This window comes from Segatella copri DSM 18205, from assembly GCF_025151535.1.
GTDB classification, from domain to species: Bacteria; Bacteroidota; Bacteroidia; order Bacteroidales; family Bacteroidaceae; genus Prevotella; species Prevotella copri.
Genome location: NZ_CP102288.1, coordinates 2,093,637 through 2,112,500 on the forward strand (window position 1 = coordinate 2,093,637; position 18,864 = coordinate 2,112,500).

An 18,864-nucleotide genomic window follows, 5' to 3' on the forward strand; every position below is an offset into this window, starting at 1 on the left:
TGATGCTTCATTATAATCAGTCAGTCAGTTTCTGAAGTGGAGCTTCATGACGCTTAATGTTCTTGAGTTCGGAGCCCTTGGATTTACCACGCCATACAAAGATATCATTCTTATCTTTAGGACGCAAGTCCTCGAACCAGGCAAAATTGTTAAGTTTATATTTTGCCGGCGGAATCTGCGTCATAGGATACATGGTAGACGTAAACTTATTGGTCCAGATTTTCTCCATCTTCCTGCCAGGTGCCATATACATGCGCATGGTATCGGTCTCCAGATAATTCAAGCCAATGAGCGAACTGTCCTTATCATCCGTCATGTAATAGATGGTCTGCACATTACCGATAGACTCTCCTTGTTTAATCTCACCTTTTTCAAAGTAAGATTTCATCTCAGAAGAACTGATCTGATTGAAATGAACACTATCCGGCATCTGCTCTACAGACAGCGCCTGTCCGATGACATGGGCAAAACGAACGGTAGAGTCGTTCATGAAGACCAGAATCTTCTCGCCCAGCAACTGACGGTTACCATTCCAGACGATAGGATCCTTATACATGGTCATACAGGAATCCTGAGAATTGAAAACCAGGGAATCGCAGATGGCCTGCATATCCAGGCGATAGGCACGGACCTTAGGATAAGCATGCACCTTACGGTATACCGAATCGGTATTGATATGGAAGGTATTGATACGCATGGTATCAGAATGAACCCAAAGGGTATCTTTCTGCGAATAGTCGATCGCTACAGGATTGCGGGTGGCAAAGCCATTACCGGTTTTCTCGTTGTAACGCAGATAATTGCAAGTAAGGGAATTCTTGTTCTTCTTATCTACATAAACCACATTACCATATCCGGTACTCTCTCCATCCTTTACATAATAGAGCGTATCACCCGTAAGCGTCTTGTCTTTATCCATAACCGTAGAGCGTCCGTAAAGCTGTGCTCTATCGGTCTTAGTATCATAATATCCGTCTTCGGTCTTGACAACACTTGCACCGGAAACAATCTTAGAAGGTCCTACCATGTGAGCCTTTGACTTACGGACATCGTAATACAAAGTATCGGTGGTAACAACATCCTTGCCGCTGCGCAACTTGACATTATAGACAAACTTAGCCTCGCGCGTTTCGGTATGATACTCACCCCAATCGGCAACCAGCTTATCCTTACCATCAATCAGCGTTCCGCCGTCAAAGAAGTTTGCCATATTATACAAGCGGTCGAAATCCAAGCTATCAGTACGCAAAGTCTGCCGACGATGATGCAAGACCACATTCTTGCGTGCTCTCATCATCTGCATCTGCCCATCATACTCTGCTCTATTACAAGTGAGTGACAAGGTGTCTCCCTGCCGGTAATGAACATGTCCGAAAGCTTTCACGGAATTAGAAGCCTGATAGAAATACGCGCTGTCACAGGTAAGATGACTGCCCTGATGCAAGAAAGAGACCTTACCTTTCAATATCTGGGCATCAGGATTATTTCCGAACATATCATAGTACAATTCATCTGCATGCAAAAGATATACGCGGTCACCATGAGGGCGTTTTCTGGCATGCTTCTTTGGAGCCTGCATGGCTTGCATCAGACAAAACCCAAACAGGCATAGAACCATAACCGATATGATTCTATGCCCTCTGATATGATTATTTAATCTTTTATTTATCATTTAATCCAACCTTGATATTCAAACTTACAATCCTTATAGCGATCGTTCATACGAACATAAGTCTGCTTGATTTTATTGACTACCCAATCGTGCAAGGTCTGGGCACGCTCCTTAGCCAACACTACATCCTTCATCACCTGAAAATCTTCGGTAATAGTAGCTCTATGTCCGTCAACACGGCTTACCAGTTTTACCAAAGCACAAGTGGTTTTACCCTTGGAATTCACCATCGTGAAAGGTGCAGAAACCTCACCTACCTTCATTGTATCTACCGTACGGGCAACCTCGGTAGGCAGATCCTTCATCTGGAAGCGGGAAGTTCTTGACTGGTCAGGAGTAACATTGGCCATCAAACCCTTGTTGTTGCGGGTATCCTTATCATCAGACAATGCTTCAACAGCCTGCTCAAAGGTAAACTTAGCGGCACGGATATCATTACCGATAGAATCCAGACGGCCGATAGACTTATCAATAGCATCTTGAGAAACCTGAGGCTTGAGCAGGATATGGCGACACTTAATCTTATCACCACGCTTATCAATCAACTGGATGATATGATAACCAAACTCAGACTCAACAATCTTTGAGATTTTCTTAGGGTCGGTAAGATTGAATGCTACATTTGCAAACGCAGGATCCAACATACCTCTACCGATATAATCCATCTCGCCACCCATACGGGCTGAACCCGGATCCTCAGAATAAAGACGAGCCAAAGTAGCAAAAGAAGTCTCACCCTTATTCACACGGTCAGTAAACTCACGCAACTGATTTTTCACACGGTTAATCTCCTCAAGAGGAATACGTGGCTGCATGGTAAGAATCTCAACCTCTACCTCTGTAGGAACAAAAGGGATACTGTCGGCAGGTAAATCCTTAAAGTATTTACGTACCTGAGCTGGAGACACCTTGATATCCTTCACCAGTTCCTGCTTCATCTTCTGAATCAGCTGTTGGTTTTTGAAATCATCATGCATCTGCTGGCGCATCTGGGTGATACTTTGCTTGCGATACTCCTCCAGTTTTTCACGAGAACCAATCATGGAAACCCAACTGTTGATCTGTTCGTCGATACCATTCATGACTTCTGACTCAGATACTTCGATACTATCGATAGCTGCCTGATGGAGAAACAGTTTCTGAACGGCAATCTGCTCAGGAATAGAACAGTCTGGGTCACCAGTATATTTAATACCTTCAGCCTCAGCCTGCAAACGGGTTACCTCGACGTCTGACTTCAAGATAGCCTCATCGCCGACAACCCAAATTACCTCATCAACCACACTACCCTCATTGATTTTCTGAGAATCGGCAGCAGCTTGTTGCTTGATATTTGCAGAATCAGCCTCATGAGCCAAAGCACTACGGCTTGCTCTAGTTGCACTAGCACTTATTCCTACTATCATCAGCAGGGCTATAAATGCCATTGTCATTTTATATCCAGTATTCATGTATTGTTTCTATAATATATTAATGTATATTGAGAGTGGTCAACATGCTATGGAAAACCACCACCTTATATTTCTTCTTCAATTGTGCGACCCATTGTTTCTCTAACGAGTCTTGATAGTCAGCAAGTACCACATCCGAGTATTCGCCATTCCGGGGCAGATTAACCTTCATCTTCTTCAGGCGCTTCATTTCCCATTTGTATTTTTTCTTATTCTTGGCATAGAAGGCAGCCAGACCTTTTTTATCAGCAGCAGCCTTATCCCAAATATTACGCTGGCAGATTTCATTCAGCAAAAGGTTTTCTACTTCCTCCTGCTGCTGGTAGGTTCCCCGCCAATTTTCTACCTTAGCATCAGCAACATATTTTTTCTGATTACCATCATCATGTTTATCCAGCAACTTGACGATATGATAACCAAACTCAGACATAAACGGTCTACTAATCTCACCCTTTCGCAGAGAGAAAGCTACTTTTTCAAAAGCCTGCACAGTCTGACCTTTTGTAAACCATGCCAAAGTTCCCCCATTGACCGCAGACCCTTTATCATCAGAACACTTTTTTGCCAGGTCTGCAAAATCTGCACCTTTACAAAGAGCCTGATAAATAGAATCGATTCTTCTTTCCACCACCTCCTGTTCCCGGTAAGATGCTTTCTGTCCCAATCTCAAGAGGATATGTGCAACATGAACACTGCCTTTATCGGGCATCAACTCGCATGGCTCGACATCATCATATCGTTTCAACACACGTCTGATATTAGGCAAAGTATCGAGATGAGCATCCTTAGCAGCTTGCACTTTCAGCTTATAATCAACAAAGCCATCGGTAAACACCTTGACACTTTTAGAATCAACCGTATTTCCCAAATGATTTTTCTGATAAAAGTACTCAAATTCCGACTTCTTGACAGATTGACCATCAATAATCATAACAATTGGGTCGGTATGAGCAAAAGCAATGCTCCCCGAAAGGAGCATTGCCGCTATAAGTGCATAAAACTTCATATTTCCTAATTATATTATTCAGGACGGCTATAGTTAGGAGCCTCACTAGTGATAGTGATATCATGTGGATGACTCTCCAACACACCTGCATTTGTGATACGAGCGAACTTGGCATTGTGCAAGTTCTCGATGGTAGCAGCACCACAATATCCCATACCAGAACGCAAACCACCAATCAGCTGGTAGATGACCTCCTGGACAGTTCCCTTGTAAGGCACACGACCAGCGATACCCTCTGGAACCAATTTCTTGACATCCTTGGTATCACCCTGGAAGTAACGGTCCTTAGAACCATTCTTCTGTTCCATAGCCTCCAAAGAACCCATACCACGATAGCTCTTAAACTTACGGCCATTGAAGATAATGGTATCACCAGGGCTCTCCTCGGTACCAGCAACCAAAGAACCGATCATGACGCAGCTACCACCGGCAGCCAAAGCCTTCACAACATCACCTGAGTAACGAAGACCGCCATCAGCTATCAAAGGTACACCTGTGCCCTTCAGAGCAGAATATACATCATAAACAGCACTCAACTGTGGAACGCCAACACCGGCAACCACACGAGTAGTACAGATAGAACCAGGACCGATACCTACCTTAACACCATCAGCACCATTCTCTACCAAATACTTGGCAGCCTCACCAGTAGCCACATTACCTACCACAACATCTACCTGTGGGAAGGCAGCCTTAACTTGCTTGAGCTTCTCAACTACACCCTTAGAGTGACCATGAGCAGTATCGATAACGATAGCATCAGCACCTGCCTCAACCAAAGCCTTGGCACGATCCAATGTATCTACAGTAACACCCACACCGGCAGCCACACGAAGACGTCCCTTGGCATCCTTGCAAGCCATAGGTTTGTCCTTAGCCTTTGTGATGTCCTTGTAAGTAATCAAACCTACCAGGTGATTCTCGCTGTCAACTACAGGGAGTTTCTCAATCTTATTCTCCTGCAGGATGGCAGCAGCAGCAACCAAGTCGGTCTGGATGTGAGTGGTAACCAAATTCTCGCTAGTCATTACCTCATCAATCTTCTTGTCCATGTGGCGCTCAAAACGAAGATCACGGTTGGTAACAATACCTACAAGATGATTTTCATCATCTACCACAGGAATACCACCGATATGATAATCATGCATCATATCAAGAGCATCCTTCACTGTACTGCCACGACGGATGGTGACAGGGTCATAAATCATACCATTCTCAGCACGCTTCACAATAGCAACCTGACGAGCTTGCTCCTCAATGGTCATGTTCTTGTGAATTACACCGATACCACCTTCACGAGCGATAGCTATCGCCATTGAAGCCTCGGTAACGGTGTCCATCGCTGCTGTAACGAATGGAACGTTCAACTCGATGTTACGAGAGAACTTGGTTTTCAACTCTACCTGTTTTGGTAGTACCTCTGAATACGCAGGGATAAGAAGGACGTCGTCGTAAGTGAGACCGTCCATTACAATTTTATCTGCAACAAATGATGACATATTGTAACCTTTAAAAATTTATTGCGTGCAAATTTAGCAATAATTTCTCAGATAGAGTTCGCTTTTCACGAAAATCTTACCTTATTAATGCTATTTAACGTGATTAGTTGGCTTGTTCGGACAAAAACTTGATTCTGACGAGTCGAATTTCGTCTTCATTGTAGTCTTCACCCAATTCATCTTGAGCCGCATTCAAATCATCAGTATCGCTCTCCATGAAGTAATCGTAGATGTCATCTACATGGTCATCATCCACAACTTCCTCTATGAAATAATCGATATTCAGCTTGGTACCGCTGTAAACGATAGCCTCTATTTCGTCAAGCAATTCTGAGAAATCCAAACCTTTTGCTTCTGCCAAATCATCAAGATCTATCTGGCGGTCTATGCTCTGAATGATGCTTACCTTCAAGACTGATTTCTTGGCAACTGTCCTGACACGTAATTCCTCAGGACGCTCTATCAGATTCTCTTCACAATACTGATTGATCAATTTACAGAACTCCTTACCATACCTCTTTGCCTTACCGGCTCCAACTCCCTGTATGTTCTGCAATTCCTGCATATCTACAGGATACATCGTTGCCATCTGTTCCAGAGAAATATCCTGGAAAATAACATAAGGCGGCAATTTATGCTTCTTTGCTACTGTCTTACGCAAGTCTTTCAACATGGAGAAAAGTGTCTGATCCAAAGCACCTGTATTATGCTCGCTCAGAGGCGCTCCATCAAAATCATCAGAGAATTCCTTATCCGCAACGATCATGAATGATTCAGGATTCTTAATGAAACGCTTACCCGCAGCTGTCAACTTCAAAAGGCCATAGTTCTCTACATCTTTCTTGAGATAACCGGCTATCAACGCCTGACGGATAACAGGATTCCAAACTTTGGCATCCATATCTTCTCCTGCTCCAAACTCCTCCAGTTCATCATGCCTGTGAGAAACGATATCATCAGTAGCACGTCCCTTTACAAAATCGATGATATATTCCTGGCGGAAATTCTCCTTCACCGCAGCAACAGACTCCAAAACAACGAGCAGCGCATCCTTAGCCTCGAATTTTTCTGTAGGATGCAGGCAGTTGTCGCAGTTATGGCAGTTTTCTTCATGATATTCCTCACCAAAATAATGAAGCAACATTTTTCTGCGACAGACAGACGATTCTGCATAGGCAGCCGTTTCCTGCAACAACTGTCTGCCGATATCCTGTTCTGCTACAGGTTTGTTCTCCATAAACTTTTCCAGTTTTCTGAGGTCTTTACGGGCATAGAAGGCGATACATATACCCTCGCCTCCATCACGTCCGGCTCTACCTGTTTCCTGATAATAACCTTCCAAGCTCTTGGGTATATCATAATGAATAACAAAACGGACATCAGGTTTATCGATACCCATTCCGAAGGCGATAGTAGCAACAATGACATCAATACGCTCCATCAGAAAATCATCCTGGGTTTGAGAACGGGTAGCCGAATCAAGACCGGCATGATAAGGAGCCGCTTTGATTTCATTGGCTTTCAATACCTCTGCCAATTCCTCTACTTTCTTACGGGAGAGACAATAGATAATACCACTCTTTCCTTTGTGTTGACGAATAAACATGATGATCTGACGATCGATATCCTTGTTCTTCGGGCGCACCTCATAATACAAGTTAGGACGGTTAAAAGAACTCTTGAATTCTTTGGCATCCATGATGCCTAAGTTTTTCTTGATATCAGTACGTACCTTATCTGTTGCAGTAGCTGTAAGCGCTATCACAGGTGCAACACCTATTTCGTTAATAATAGGGCGAATACGACGATACTCCGGTCTGAAATCGTGTCCCCACTCAGAGATACAGTGAGCCTCATCAATGGCATAGAACGAAATCTTTACTGTTTTAAGGAACTCAACATTATCTTCTTTCGTCAAAGATTCAGGTGCAACATACAGGAGTTTGGTCGTACCATTGAGAATATCATTCTTCACCTTCTCAATAGCCGACTTATTCAATGATGAATTGAGATAATGAGCCACGCCATCACTTTCACTCAAACTATTAATAACATCTACCTGGTTCTTCATCAAAGCAATCAGAGGAGAAATCACAATAGCTGTGCCCTCCATAATGAGCGAAGGCAACTGGTAACACAAACTCTTACCGCCACCTGTAGGCATCAATACAAAAGTATCATTGCCACTCATCAAATTTCTGATGATTGCCTCTTGATCACCCTTAAACGAATCGAAGCCGAAATAATGCTTCAACTGTCCTGTAAGATTAACCTGTTCTGTCATATCCACCTATTATTATATTATATATGTCTATATATACGATTAAATAGCATTCAATTGGGCGAAAAGCCCAACTGATTTATGCTGTTTCCAACTGTCCGAGATGAGATTTATCCAACTGCTGCTTGGCATACTCCAGCGTAACAGTGAATGATTTAACCTTCTCTGATGGAATCTCAAACATAGCATCCATCATCACAGCTTCAACAATAGAACGAAGTCCGCGAGCACCCAATTTATACTCTACCGCCTTATCTACGATATAATCGAGTGCTTCCTCATCAAACTTCAACTTGATGCCATCCATCTCAAACAATTTCTGATACTGCTTGACAATTGAATTCTTAGGTTCAACCAAGATTTTGCGCAAAGCCTCCCTATCCAACGGATTGAGATAAGTAAGCACAGGCAAACGACCGATAATTTCAGGTATCAAGCCAAAAGACTTCAAATCCTGTGGAAGGATATACTGCATCAAATCCTTCTTATCTATCTTAGCTACATTCTGAACCGAATTATAGCCTACTACGTGCGTATTCATACGCTGAGCTATTTTACGCTCAATACCGTCAAAAGCACCACCACAGATAAACAGGATATTCTTGGTATCTACATGGATATAATCCTGATCAGGATGCTTGCGTCCACCCTTAGGCGGAACATTAACCATGGTACCTTCCAAGAGTTTCAACAATCCCTGCTGTACACCTTCGCCACTCACATCACGCGTGATAGAAGGATTATCGCTCTTGCGGGCTATCTTATCAATCTCATCAATGAACACAATTCCCCTTTCTGCTGCAGCCACATCGTAATCAGCAACCTGCAACAGACGCGACAAGATGCTTTCAACGTCTTCACCCACATAACCTGCTTCAGTAAATACAGTGGCATCAACAATGGTGAAAGGAACATCCAACATCTTAGCTATTGTACGCGCCAACAAGGTTTTACCTGTACCGGTACTACCAACCATGATGATATTACTCTTTTCGATTTCTACACCATCTTCATCCTTTGGCTGCTGCAAACGCTTGTAGTGGTTATATACAGCGACAGCCAAATTGCGCTTAGCCTGATCCTGACCGATGATATATTCATCCAGGTATTTTTTGATCTCTACAGGCTTTGGCACCTCTTTGAGAACAAACTTACCCTCCCCAGCTTTAGGAGCTAAGACCCCTGTAGACTGTATAATTTCATAAGCCTGCTTAGCACAATCTTCGCAAATGAAGCCATTGATACCCGTAATGAGTAATCTGACTTCATTTTCTGATCTTCCACAGAAGCTACATACTTTCTTTGGCATATTATAATTATTATCTCTTCTTGCGCACCTTATTATATATACGCATATTTACTTAAAACAATTCGTTATTTACGAACCAACACATTATCTATCATTCCATATTCCTTGGCTTCTTCAGCTGTCATCCAATAGTTACGGTCGCTATCAGCATAAACCTTATCATAAGGAGTATGAGAATGGTCTGAAATGATAGTATACAATTCCTTCTTCATCTTCAAGATTTCGCGAGCCTCAATCTCAATATCAGAAGCCTGACCCTGAACGCCTCCTAATGGCTGGTGAATCATGACACGGCTATGAGGCAAAGCAGAACGCTTACCCTCCTGACCAGAAACGAGCAGCACGGCAGCCATAGAAGCAGCCATACCTGTACAGATAGTAGCAACATCGCTAGAGATAAACTGCATGGTATCATAAATACCCAAACCGGCAGTAACGCTACCACCAGGACTATTCAAATAGATAGAAATATCCTTGCCACTATCTACAGAATCCAGATACAGCAATTGCGCCTGCAATGTATTTGCGGTGTAGTCATCAATCTGTGTACCCAGGAAGATGATACGGTCCATCATTAAGCGAGAGAATACATCCATCTGAGTAACGTTCAGCTGACGCTCCTCCAAGATGTAAGGGTTCATATACTGAGCCTGTGCCTTAATAACATCATCAAGCACCATACCATTCATACCAAGATGCTTGGTTGCATATTTTCTAAAATCGTTCATATCTATATAGTATTTTACGTTTTAAACCATACGAAAAAAGAGGTTATCGACCCTTATTTCTCGTTCGGTGGAACAAAGATAATAAAAAAAGTCGATAACCTCGTATTTATTTGAAGTTTTTTTTCAAAAAAATGTTATTCCTGCATCATCTTGTTGAAATCTTCTACAGAAATCTCCTTTTCGTTGAGTTTTACAGCTGTTTTCAGAGCTGCAGCCAACTTACGATCGATAGAGCGATCTACAAGTGCATCTGTAGCGTCACCCTTCTTGAGGATTTCCTTAGCATAGTTCTCAATGTACTCCTCAGGAATGTTGTTCATACCATACTGAGCGAACTGAGCACGAGCTGCCTCCTTAGCTGTCTCCATCAGGTCATTGTCATCAACCTTGATATCCTGAGCCTTGATAAGCTGCTCCTTGATAAGATGCCATGTCAACTCCTTGATGCTCTCAGCATAGTTCTTCTCGACGAACTCCTCGCCCTTATCCTTGTTGTTAGCCAACATGATACGCTTCAAGAGTGCATCTGGGAACTGCAATTCACCTACCTTCTTCTCGCAGTGCTCGCGAACGTCGAGAATGAACTTATAATCTGAGTCGTTAACGAGCTGTGCCTGCAAGCCCTCTGCAATCTTTGCACGGAAAGCAGCCTCGTCCTTCACGTCAGTATCCTCACCGAGAACCTGCTTAAAGAGTTCTTCATTGATCTCATGCTTCTTGAAACGCTGGATTTCTGTAATCTGGAAGCTGAACTCTGACTCCAAGTCCTTAACAGCTTCACGCTCAATCTTCAGGAGTGAAGAAACCTCAGTATCGTTCTCTGGATAAGCCTTCTTAGGGTTGAATGTGATTACATCACCGAGCTTAGCATCGTTGAAGAGATTCTTCTGCTCGTCAACCTTGATGTAGCTAGGCATCAGGATAGCACCCTCTACAGTGATACCACCTTCCTTGGTATTGCCATTTTCATCAAGCTCACGCAAGTCACCCTTCAAAAGGTCATTCTCCTCGTACTTCTCAGCCTTCTCGTAGCTACCTGCACGCTGAGCGTACATATCAATCTGCTGATCGAGAATCTTATCATCAACTGTGATGTTATAATAATCAACCTTGTCGCGACCATTGAGAGTTACCTTGAACTCTGGAGCAACAGCGATATCAAACATAAATGTGAAAGAAGTACCATTCTCCAAGTCAGCTGGCTCCTGCTTCTCTGATGGGAGAGGCTCACCGAGCATCTGGATATTGTTGTCCTGTACATACTTGTAAATCTGCTGACCAACGAGCTTGTTGATAGCTTCCATTTTTACAGATGGACCGAACTGACGCTTAATCATACCCATAGGAGCCTGACCAGGACGGAAACCTGGAACATTAGCCTTCTTACGATAATCTTTCAATGTCTTCTCGACATCATTCTTGTAATCTTCCTCTTCGACAACGAGGGTCAAAAGACCATTAATCTTGTCAGGATTTTCAAATGAAATTTTCATCTTGATATTTGTTATTTTATTATTGTTAATATTTTCTTTAATTCTACAGTTTTCGTGTATAACCGCAATTGGCTTGCAAAATTACACATTTTTAATGGATATACCTAATATATAAGAGAAAAAAATGATTTTTTAACCATCAGACGCTGTTTCTTTGGCTCTTTTTTGCTCATCTATGAGCTGAAAGTCCTTCTTTCTGAGCACAAAACTGTTACTCAGATACTTTTCGCGCACAATCTTATTCTCTGCCAATTCCTCTGGTTTGCCCTGAAAAAGAATCTTACCTTCGAACAGCAGATAGGCTCTGTCTGTAATGGTCAGAGTCTCCTGTACATTATGGTCGGTAATCAAAATACCGATATTGCGATACTTCAACTGCCATACAATATGCTGAATATCTTCTACCGCAATAGGGTCAACACCAGCAAATGGCTCATCGAGCATGATAAACTTTGGGTCAATAGCCAGGCAACGGGCAATCTCTGTACGGCGGCGCTCACCTCCGGAAAGCTGGTCACCCTTATTCTTACGAACCTTATTGAGACGAAACTCGCTAATAAGACTCTCTAATTTCTGCAACTGATAACTACGTGGTTTTCCTGTCATTTCCAAGACTGAAAGTATATTGTCCTCAACACTCATCTTGCGGAAAACACTGGCCTCCTGAGGCAGGTATCCGATTCCCGCACGGGCACGTTTGTATACAGGGAAATCAGTAATTTCCTGATCTCCCAGAAAGACATGTCCCTCATTAGGCACAACAAGTCCAGTTGTCATATAGAAAGAAGTTGTCTTACCAGCACCATTAGGTCCCAGTAATCCCACAATTTCTCCTTGCTTCACATTGATAGAAACCCCATTGGCAACCGTTCGTTTACCATAGCGCTTCACCAATCCCTCTGTTCGCAAAACCAGAGAATTCTGATTTTGCTGTTCGTTATTGTTAATTTCGTCCATAATTAGCTAATTTGGCTGCAAAAATACTAAAAATAAAGGAAATATCGCTTATAAAATCAAAAACTATTCATAATATTGCAGTTTTTTAGAGGATTTTGGTTAATTTTGCAGCAAAATTCAGTTTTATAATAGCATGTTAATAGAAAAATGGCTTACCACCTTCGGTAAATATCTTATATTGATGGGACGTTCTTTTTCCCGTCCTGAGCGCATGCGCATGTTCTTGAAACAATACATCAAGGAGATGTCGCAATTGGGTATTGACTCTATTGGTATCGTTTTACTGATATCCTTCTTCATTGGAGCAGTTATCTGCATCCAGATGAAATTGAACATTCAGAGTCCATGGATGCCACGATGGGTTTCAGGTTACACCACCCGAGAAATCATGCTTCTGGAGTTCTCATCAAGTATCATGTGTCTGATTCTCGCAGGCAAAGTGGGCTCTAATATCGCTTCGGAGTTGGGAACAATGCGTGTCACCCAACAGATTGATGCCCTTGATATCATGGGAGTGAACTCTGCATGTTACCTCATTCTGCCTAAAATTCTCGGTTTGGTTACCATCATGCCATTCCTGGTTATCTTCAGTTCTGGCATGGGTATTATCGGTGCCTACGGAACAGCGTATATTGGGCATATCCTACCACCAGATGATCTGACACTCGGCTTGCAACATTCATTTAACCAATGGTTTGTATGGATGAGCATTATCAAGAGCCTTTTCTTTGCATTCATCATTTCCAGCGTATCTTCTTATTTCGGTTATACCGTAGAAGGTGGATCTGTTGAGGTTGGAAAATCGTCAACCGATGCTGTTGTCTGTTCTAGTGTTTTGATTCTGTTTTCAGATGTTTTCCTCACTCAAATTCTCTCGTAAACTATGATAGAAGTTAGAAATCTCACCAAGTCGTTTGGCGACAAGGTTGTATTAGACAATATAAACGTCACCTTTGAAACAGGAAAGACTAATTTGATAATCGGACAGAGCGGTTCCGGAAAGACCGTACTCATGAAGAATCTCGTAGGATTACTTCAGCCTACAAGTGGTGAAGTTCTCTACGATGACCGTGACTTCACCCGGATGTCGAAAAAAGAAAAAGTTCTGATGCGCCGCGAGATGGGAATGATTTTCCAAAGCGCAGCCCTGTTCGACTCTTTGAATGTACTTGAGAATGTCATGTTCCCTCTTGATATGTTCTCTACCTTGAATTACAGGGAACGCGTAAAACGGGCTCAGGAATGTCTTGACCGCGTCAATCTGATAGAAGCTCAGCAGAAATATCCTGGAGAAATCTCGGGTGGTATGCAGAAACGAGTAGCTATTGCACGTGCCATCGTAATGAATCCGAAATACTTGTTCTGCGATGAACCAAACTCAGGTTTGGATCCAAAGACCTCACTTGTGATAGACGAACTTCTTTCAGGCATCACCAAAGACTATAATATGACTACCATCATCAACACCCACGACATGAATTCGGTGATGGGCATTGGTGAAAACATCTGCTTTATCTACCAAGGTCATAAAGAATGGCAAGGCAACAAAGATGAAGTGATGACCTCAACAAACGAGAAACTCAACGATTTAGTCTTTGCTTCCGATCTCTTCCGCAAAGTAAAGGAGGTGGAGCTGGAAGAAGCTAAAAACAAATAAAACAGTATCGTTCAAAAAAAGCCATCAGACCAGAAACTGGCTGATGGCTTTTTTATTACAAAATAAATACTATCTCATTTTCCAGGCATCCTTGACCTCTACCATAGGTACCACAATCTGTTCTTTAGTACTGTCACCATACACCACTTGCAAAAAAACATCAGCAACATGATGCGCTGTATCAGCCTTTGCACTCAGTACAATCACCTTAACCATACCTTTATGTTCATCTTGCTGCTGCTCAACAAACATTTTGGCATTCATCAGCAATTGATCCTGATAGCCCTTTGGCAACCGATAAGGTTGATTGTAACCATCTACAAACTCCTTATACTTACCCTCTAAAAGCAAATCATAATATCCCTTGGCAGCAATACCTGCAAGATAGCCAGGATCAGGTTTCTCCTCCTTACAGGAAGAAAATACCAATCCCATCATGAATATCATAAAAATCAAAAGTTTCTTCATTTTTATACACTTTGATTCTGCATTCTTCGCTTCATTTATTTACTTCTGACGAATGAAGACGTTGATAGGACAGCCATGTAATGACCAGTTCTCACGAATCTTATTCTCCAGGAAACGGCGATAGTTCTCCTTGACATACTGAGGCAAGTTTGCATAGAACACAAACGAAGGAATCGTTGTATTAGGCAACTGGGTGCAATACTTAATTTTGATATACTTACCCTTTACGCTCTGTGGAGGATATGCCTCAATAATAGGCAACATCACCTCATTCAACTTAGAAGTTCCAATATGAGCCTTACGGTTCTGGTAAACATCCTTGGCAGTTTCCAATACTCGGAAAATACGCTGCTTAGTCAAGGCCGAAGCAAAGATGATAGGAAAGTCTACGAATGGAGCCATACGCTTGCGGATTGCATTTTCAAAAGTATCAATTACCTTCTGATTCTTCTCCTCAACCAAATCCCATTTGTTTACTACAACCACCAGACTCTTGTTGTTCTTCTGAATCAACTGAAAGATGTTCATATCCTGGGTTTCGATACCACGGGTAGCATCAAGCATCAGGATGCAGACATCACTATTCTCGATGGCACGGATAGAACGCATCACAGAATAGAATTCCAAGTCTTCGCTTACCTTATTCTTACGACGGATACCAGCTGTATCAACCAGGTAAAAATCGAAACCAAACTTATCGTATCTGGTATAGATACTATCACGTGTAGTACCAGCAATTTCTGTCACGATATTACGATCCTCACCGATAAAAGCATTGATAATGCTACTCTTACCAGCATTCGGACGACCTACTACCGCAAAACGAGGAATATCTTCTTCGATTGCCTCCTCAGGATTGTCCTGAAGTTTGTCCAAAATCATATCAAGCAAATCACCAGTACCACCACCTGTAGCAGCACTGATACACTGAGGATCACCCAAGCCCAACTTGTAGAACTCAGCAGCCTGATAATACTCAGCACTGTTATCAACCTTGTTAGCAACAAGGATAACAGGCAATTTGGCACGACGCAAAATAAGCGCCACGTCCTCATCCCAATCAGTAAGGCCCGTGTTAACGTCTACCAGGAAGAGAACCAGGTCAGCCTCTTCGGTAGCAACAAGTACCTGCTTGCGGATAGCATCTTCAAAAATATCATCAGATTTTACAACCCAACCACCGGTATCAACAACCGAAAATTCTCTACCATTCCAACTGCATTTACCATACTGGCGGTCACGAGTAGTACCGGCAGTATCACTAACGATAGCGCGACGTGATTGAGTCAAACGATTAAATAAAGTAGACTTACCCACATTAGGGCGTCCTACAATAGCTACTAAATTTGCCATAAACAGTCATTATCCTCCTTCCTTTTAGGAGGTATTCAAGGATGTGGTCTCTGCATCCAAGTTAATAATTTGCCGAAGCTGACCTTGCTCCGGCCCTCGCTCTTTTGGCGAGAGTCACTCCCTCGATTACATTCAGGGAGGAGTTATTTTAGTTGATAGTTTATAGTTATTAAGGGCGTCTTTAAACTATTAACTCTTAACTATCAATTATTCCGGATTATATCCAAAGGCATCAAGTTCTCGCTGAGAGCTGCGCCAATCCTTATCAACTTTTACGAAAGTCTCCAAGAAGATTTTCTTGTCGAAGAACTTTTCCAAAGCCTTACGACTCTCGGTATTCACCTTTTTCAATGCGATACCCTGGTGCCCGATGATGATACCCTTTTGGGAATCACGTTCAACATAAATCACCGCATTAATGTGGATACGTTTTTCATCTTCCTTAAATCGCTCCACTCTTACCTCTACAGAATAAGGTATCTCCTTATCATAATAGAGCAAAATCTTTTCTCGGATAATCTCTGAAACGAAGAAACGGGCAGGCTTGTCTGTCAGCTGATCCTTATCAAAGAAAGCAGGAGATTCCGGCAAGAGTTCCTTAATGCGCTTCAAGAGCATATCCGTTCCGAATTTATTCTTCGCTGAGATAGGAAGAATCTCTGCATTAGGCAACAAAGAGTGCCATTTTTCAACAATATCACCCAACTTTTTCGGATCACTCTGATCAATCTTGTTGATGAGCAAGAGTACAGGAATCTGCATTTTCTTAACCTTTTCCAAGAATTCCATGTTCTTTTCAGGATTTTCTATCACATCAGTCACATAAAGCAGCACATCAGCATCCGCCAATGCACTCTCAGAGAAGGCAAGCATCATCTCCTGCATCTTGTAATTAGGCTTCAAAACACCAGGAGTATCAGAAAATACAATCTGCATATCATCAGTATTCACAATACCCATGATACGATGACGGGTTGTCTGAGCCTTAAAAGTTGCAATACTAATACGTTCACCCACCAATTGATTCATCAAGGTACTTTTTCCCACATTAGGGTTACCTACTATATTTACGAAACCAGCTTTATGCATAAAAAATTGAATTTAGCAAAATTTACTATCAAGAAGTTAAGCTCTATTGTTTTAAAGCTAAAGAAACGCATCCTTACTTATTTATAGAGAAATAAGAAAGATGCGTTTCCTTATATAGATAATTATTCTATCCTATTTTTATAGATTACTTTCCGTAAGCAGCGCCATCATACGCCCACTTATAGAAAGAAGCGCCATGTACAAATCCTGCACCAAATGCTGTGAAGATGACGTTATCGCCCTTCTTCAATTGGCTTTCAGCATCCCAGAGTGCCAATGGAATTGTTGCTGCACTAGTATTTCCATAATGATCGATGTTTACAACCACCTTATCAAGTGGAATTCCAGCACGCTTGGTTACTGCCTCAATAATACGGAGATTAGCCTCGTGAGGAATTACCCAGTTCACATCATCAGCCTTCAGATTGTTCATTTCCATGATCTTCATCACGTCGTTGCTCATATCTGTTACTGCGTAACGGAATACAGTACGACCTTCCTGATAAAGATAGTGCAGGCGATGATCAACTGTAAAATGTGATGGAGGGCAAACAGAACCACCAGCCTTCATGTGAAGGAAAGGCAAACCTTGTCCATCTGTACGAAGGTATGAGTTCTGAACACCAACGTTCTCCTCTTCAGTTGCCTCCACCAAAACCGCACCTGCTCCATCTCCGAAGAGAACACAAGTAGCACGGTCTGTGTAATCTACCAATGAAGACATCTTGTCAGCACCAATCACAATAATCTTCTTGTATCTACCACTCTGAATCATGCTTGCAGCAACATCAAGGGTATACAAGAATCCACAGCAAGCTGCAGAGAAGTCAAATGCGAAAGCATTCTTCAAGCCCAGCTTACCGAGGACGATAGATGCTGTAGAAGGGAACTTGTAGTCAGGTGTCGTGGTTGTTACAATCAGTGCATCGATTGTATCTGGATCAACGCCAGTCTTCTGAATCAACTGCTTGGCAGCTTTACGCGCCAGATAGCTGGTTCCGAGACCTTCCTCTGTAAGGATGCGGCGCTCTTTGATACCCACACGGGTGGTAATCCACTCATCTGTAGTATCTACCATGCGAGACAATTCCTCATTGTTGAGGATATAGTCTGGCACGTAGCCACCGACACCTGTAATTACAGCATTAATTTTACCCATTATTCAGCTGCTTCCTTAACGATTGCAACCTTACCACGATAGTAACCGCAAGTAGGGCAAACAGTGTGGTATACATAGTATGCACCACAGTTAGGGCAAACTGCCAATGTAGGAGCTACTGCCTTATCATGAGTTCTTCTCTTAAGTGTACGTGTCTTTGACTGTCTTCTTTTAGGATGTGCCATAATTTTTAAATGTTTAAAATTTTAATTTTGATTTTTTCAATTTCAATAGAGCTTCCCAGCGTGGATCTACAGTTTCCTCTTCTTCCTCACCGCTTCGGGCGGCAGAATGCTCATTGAGCTTTTCAATCATAGCAGAGTTGCATTTTCCAGGTGCATGCACATGCTTGATGGGAATATTGAGAACTATAAATTCATAGATAAACCAGGCGACATCGAGTATTCCTTCGTTCTCGGCCACAGTCACCAGATCATCATCCTCTGAGTACTCTTCTCCGAATTTTACGACTAGCCTGTCATTAGTCTCAATGGTTTGAACCATATCGTCCAGACAGATGTCGCATGGTATGTGAACCACTCCCTCAGTATGGAAATTGAGTTCGAAGAAGTCGTCCGTCCTATTGACAGACAGACTACTTGACAACTCGCCTCTCTGAACATCAGGAGCATCGATTGCCTCAAAATATTCATTGGTAAGCTTAAATTCCTTTTCGGTTATCCCTTGAGGTAAAGCTTTCAAATCAATCTTAAAAGAATCTATGTTACACATATTCAATATA

Annotated in this window: 17 protein-coding genes; 2 read left to right on the top strand and 15 right to left on the bottom strand. The window is 42.3% G+C overall.

Translation table 11 applies throughout. The features are described 5' to 3' along the window. Positions 1–16 precede the first annotated feature (16 nt). From NQ544_RS08895 to lptB, 9 genes are all read right to left on the bottom strand, one after another. A complete protein-coding gene (locus NQ544_RS08895; RefSeq protein ID WP_228023683.1) occupies positions 17–1,618 on the bottom strand; it encodes an OstA-like protein in 1,602 nt (533 codons plus the stop codon). A 50-nt stretch (positions 1,619–1,668) separates the two neighbouring features. Further along, the gene (locus tag NQ544_RS08900) at positions 1,669–3,123 is read right to left on the bottom strand and encodes a peptidylprolyl isomerase (protein WP_006848341.1); all 1,455 of its coding nucleotides are present in this window, start codon (positions 3,121–3,123) and stop codon (positions 1,669–1,671) included. Between the two features lie 19 nt (positions 3,124–3,142). After that, complete coding sequence (locus tag NQ544_RS08905; RefSeq protein WP_006848342.1) at positions 3,143–4,129, bottom strand: peptidylprolyl isomerase; 987 nt, start codon at positions 4,127–4,129, stop codon at positions 3,143–3,145. A 14-nt stretch (positions 4,130–4,143) separates the two neighbouring features. Further along, positions 4,144–5,628, bottom strand: a complete 1,485-nt coding sequence (guaB, locus tag NQ544_RS08910) for an IMP dehydrogenase (RefSeq protein WP_006848343.1) — start codon at positions 5,626–5,628, stop codon at positions 4,144–4,146. Between the two features lie 103 nt (positions 5,629–5,731). Then, complete coding sequence (gene recQ / locus NQ544_RS08915; protein WP_006848344.1) at positions 5,732–7,912, bottom strand: DNA helicase RecQ; 2,181 nt, start codon at positions 7,910–7,912, stop codon at positions 5,732–5,734. Positions 7,913–7,988: 76 nt separating this feature from the next. Continuing rightward, entirely contained in the window at positions 7,989–9,218 is a 1,230-nt protein-coding gene (clpX, locus tag NQ544_RS08920) for an ATP-dependent Clp protease ATP-binding subunit ClpX (protein ID WP_006848345.1), read from the bottom strand. 65 nt (positions 9,219–9,283) lie between these two features. Further along, the gene (clpP, locus tag NQ544_RS08925; RefSeq protein WP_006848346.1) at positions 9,284–9,946 is read right to left on the bottom strand and encodes an ATP-dependent Clp endopeptidase proteolytic subunit ClpP; all 663 of its coding nucleotides are present in this window, start codon (positions 9,944–9,946) and stop codon (positions 9,284–9,286) included. Positions 9,947–10,080: 134 nt separating this feature from the next. After that, entirely contained in the window at positions 10,081–11,439 is a 1,359-nt protein-coding gene (gene tig / locus NQ544_RS08930) for a trigger factor (protein ID WP_006848348.1), read from the bottom strand. Positions 11,440–11,571: 132 nt separating this feature from the next. Then, positions 11,572–12,396 carry an LPS export ABC transporter ATP-binding protein gene (gene lptB / locus NQ544_RS08935; protein ID WP_006848349.1) on the bottom strand — a complete coding sequence of 275 codons (825 nt, stop codon included), beginning with the start codon at positions 12,394–12,396 and terminating at the stop codon, positions 11,572–11,574. A gap of 133 nt (positions 12,397–12,529) precedes the next feature. On the opposite strand from lptB, the gene NQ544_RS08940 reads away from it, so the two are divergent. Continuing rightward, positions 12,530–13,276, top strand: a complete 747-nt coding sequence (locus NQ544_RS08940) for an MlaE family ABC transporter permease (protein ID WP_006848350.1) — start codon at positions 12,530–12,532, stop codon at positions 13,274–13,276. A 3-nt stretch (positions 13,277–13,279) separates the two neighbouring features. Further along, positions 13,280–14,053, top strand: a complete 774-nt coding sequence (locus tag NQ544_RS08945; RefSeq protein ID WP_006848351.1) for an ABC transporter ATP-binding protein — start codon at positions 13,280–13,282, stop codon at positions 14,051–14,053. Positions 14,054–14,122: 69 nt separating this feature from the next. Here NQ544_RS08945 and NQ544_RS08950 read toward each other — a convergent pair whose 3' ends face one another. The 6 genes from NQ544_RS08950 to NQ544_RS08975 all read right to left on the bottom strand — a co-directional run bounded on the left by NQ544_RS08950 (position 14,123) and on the right by NQ544_RS08975 (position 18,854). Further along, positions 14,123–14,521 carry a hypothetical protein gene (locus NQ544_RS08950; protein ID WP_006848352.1) on the bottom strand — a complete coding sequence of 133 codons (399 nt, stop codon included), beginning with the start codon at positions 14,519–14,521 and terminating at the stop codon, positions 14,123–14,125. Positions 14,522–14,560: 39 nt separating this feature from the next. Further along, a complete protein-coding gene (gene der / locus NQ544_RS08955; protein WP_006848353.1) occupies positions 14,561–15,874 on the bottom strand; it encodes a ribosome biogenesis GTPase Der in 1,314 nt (437 codons plus the stop codon). 207 nt (positions 15,875–16,081) lie between these two features. Next, complete coding sequence (gene era, locus NQ544_RS08960; protein WP_006848354.1) at positions 16,082–16,963, bottom strand: GTPase Era; 882 nt, start codon at positions 16,961–16,963, stop codon at positions 16,082–16,084. A gap of 145 nt (positions 16,964–17,108) precedes the next feature. Further along, positions 17,109–18,122, bottom strand: a complete 1,014-nt coding sequence (locus NQ544_RS08965) for a beta-ketoacyl-ACP synthase III (RefSeq protein ID WP_006848355.1) — start codon at positions 18,120–18,122, stop codon at positions 17,109–17,111. Next, positions 18,122–18,307, bottom strand: coding sequence for a 50S ribosomal protein L32 (gene rpmF, locus NQ544_RS08970; protein ID WP_006848356.1), 186 nt, complete (start codon positions 18,305–18,307; stop codon positions 18,122–18,124). Before rpmF ends, NQ544_RS08965 begins: the two co-directional genes overlap by 1 nt. A gap of 13 nt (positions 18,308–18,320) precedes the next feature. Continuing rightward, entirely contained in the window at positions 18,321–18,854 is a 534-nt protein-coding gene (locus NQ544_RS08975) for a YceD family protein (protein WP_006848357.1), read from the bottom strand. Positions 18,855–18,864 lie beyond the last annotated feature (10 nt).